This window comes from Achromobacter sp. 2789STDY5608621 (assembly GCF_001299375.1).
GTDB lineage: Bacteria > Pseudomonadota > Gammaproteobacteria > Burkholderiales > Burkholderiaceae_B > Achromobacter > Achromobacter insuavis.
In genome coordinates this window covers 1-598 of sequence record NZ_CYTU01000116.1, presented here as the reverse complement: position 1 = coordinate 598, position 598 = coordinate 1, and the positions used below count along the sequence as shown (strand labels likewise).

The following is a 598-nucleotide window of genomic DNA, read 5'->3' as shown; positions in this document are numbered from 1 at the left end:
GGATCCAGCCCGCAGAACGCCACCGCCGCATCGCTGCTGGCGAAGTGGATACGGTTGAACAACGTCGTCAGGGCGGCCCCGTTGATCGGCCCGATGCCGCAGATGCCGGTCAACAGACCGTAGGTCTTGGCCCACTCGCTCTGAGCCTTGATCTTGGCGATCAACTCACGTTCGAGCTGCTCGGCCCAGCAACCCAGACTGGCCAAGGCCTGCTTCTGATGCTTGCTGGCGCAGCCATGGCGCTGCGCCGACAGTCTCAAGGACGTGCCCACCCGCACCACCGTCGACCTCAGTGCCTGAAGCGCTCGAACCTGTTGCAGCTCGGGCGAGATCGGCTCGTAGCGGTGCAGCTTGGCGTGGCGCTGGGCGATGTACTGGGCGATCACCTCGGCATCCAGCCGGTCGGTCTTGCCTCGGTTGCCCAGCGAGATCGCATAGTGATGCACGTGCGTCGGGTTCAAGACATACACCACGAACCCGCGCTCGTGCGCCAAGCGGGCCAACAGCTCCTGGTAACCCCCGGTCGCCTCCATCGCGATCACGCTGCCGGCCGGCAGGCGCTTGAGCCAACCGACGATGCCCGATCGGCTGTTGGGCA

General features: G+C 65.6%; 1 protein-coding gene. It reads right to left on the bottom strand.

The features are described 5' to 3' along the window. A partial coding sequence (locus AOZ53_RS33190) for an IS110 family transposase (protein WP_156333611.1) occupies positions 1-598 on the bottom strand: 598 nt, incomplete at both ends.